This window comes from Rhizobacter sp. P1_G5, assembly GCF_056405435.1.
Map to the genome: position 1 here is coordinate 1 of NZ_JBFUCB010000897.1, position 1,797 is coordinate 1,797.

The 1,797-nt window shown below is 73.1% G+C and carries 2 protein-coding genes; both read left to right on the plus strand.

What is annotated here, in order from left to right:
- Window positions 1-943, plus strand: a 943-nt coding sequence (locus AC1D12_RS32470; RefSeq protein WP_477845257.1) for a beta-ketoacyl reductase, incomplete at its 5' end; no start/stop codon positions are given.
- The coding region (locus tag AC1D12_RS32475; protein ID WP_477845258.1) for a beta-ketoacyl [acyl carrier protein] synthase domain-containing protein at window positions 940-1,797 on the plus strand (858 nt) is incomplete at its 3' end. The genes AC1D12_RS32470 and AC1D12_RS32475, both read left to right, overlap by 4 nt.

Sequence of the window (1,797 nt, forward strand, 5' to 3'; positions counted from 1 at the left end):
GCACGCGGCCGGCACGCTCGACGACGGCATCGCGCTGCGCCAGGACTGGCCGCGCTGTGCCGCCGTGCTGCACAACAAGGCGCAGGCGGCCCGGCACCTGCACGCGTTGACGCGCACGCTGCCGCTGGATTTCTTCGTGATGTATTCGGCCGCCGGCCTGCTGCTCGGTGCGCCGGGGCAGTGCGCCTATGCGGCGGCCAATGCCGAGCTCGATGCGCTGGCGCACCTGCGCCGCGCGCAGGGCCTGCCGGCGCTGAGCGTGGCCTGGGGCGTGTGGGGCCAGGGCGGCATGGCGACGCAGCTCGCCGCGGGCGGCCACGATCCGTGGCGCGAGCGCGGGCTGGCGCCGATCGATCCGGCGCACGGCCTCGAGCAGCTGGCGCAGCTGCTGCGCGAGGGCGCGGTGCATGCCGCGGTGCTGCCGATCGACTGGCAGCGCTTCATCGCGACGCTGCCGGCCGGCGTGGACCCGGCCTTCTTCGACGACGTGGTGCCGCGTGCGACGGCACCTGCCGCGCCCGCCGCCGGGCCGCAAGCGGCGCCCGCCACCGTGCTGTCGCGCCTGCAGGCGATGCCGGCCGGCCAGCGCGCCGCGGCGCTCGCGGCCCACCTGGTCGAGCGGGCGTTGCACGTGCTGGGCCTGGACGCCGGCACGCCGGTCGACCCGAAGACGCCGCTGAAAGACCTGGGCCTCGATTCGCTGATGGCGGTGGAGCTGCGCAATGCGCTGACCCGTTCGATCGGCCGCCCGCTGTCGGCGACGCTGCTGTTCGACTATCCGACGCTCGCTGCGCTGACCGCGCACCTGATGCGCCTGCTCGGCCTCGACGAGCCGGTGCCTGCCGAGGCCGCGGCCATCGACACCGCGGCCGATGCGCTGCACGATCTGAGCGACGAAGAAGCCGAAGCCCTGCTGCTGCAAGAACTGGGGAGTTCCCGATGACCGAACCGCGCGATGAAGCGCTGAGCCCCGTCAAACGCGCGCTGCTCGAGATCCGCGAGCTGAAGGCCGAGCTCGCGCGCTCGAACGCCGCGTTGCACGAGCCGATCGCGATCGTCGGCATGGCGATGCGGCTGCCGGGCGGCGTGGTCGATGCGGCCGGTTTTGCCGAGCTGCTGTGGTCGGGCACCGATGCGATCGGCGCCATCCCCGCCGAGCGCTGGAACCTCGACGCGCTGTACGACGCCGATGCCGATGCGCCCGGCAAGATGACGACGCGCTTCGGCGGCTTCGTCGACGGCGTCGACCGCTTCGACGCCGAGTTCTTCGGCATCTCGCCGCGCGAGGCCGCCAGCATGGACCCGCAGCAGCGGCTGCTGCTCGAGGTGGCCTGGGAGKCGCTGGAAGACGCCGGCCATGCGCCGGGCGAACTCGCCGCCACGCCGGCCGGCGCACGCACCGGCGTGTACCTCGGCATCAGCAACAACGACTACGGCCGCGCGCTGTACCGGCACCCCGAGTTGATCGATCCGTACTTCGCGACCGGCAATGCGGCCAGCGTCGCGTCGGGGCGGCTGTCGTACTTCCTCGGCGTGCACGGGCCGGCGGTCGCGGTCGACACCGCCTGCTCGTCGTCGCTGGTCGCGCTGCACCAGGCCTGCCAGGGGCTGCGGCTGAACGAGTGCGAGATCGCGCTGGCCGGCGCGGTCAACCTGATCCTGACGCCCGAGATGAACATCAACTTCTCGAAGGCCCGGATGATGGCGCCGGACGGGCGCTGCAAGACCTTCGATGCCGCGGCCGACGGCTACGTGCGCGGCGAGGGCTGCGCGATGCTGGTGCTGAAGCGCCTGGCC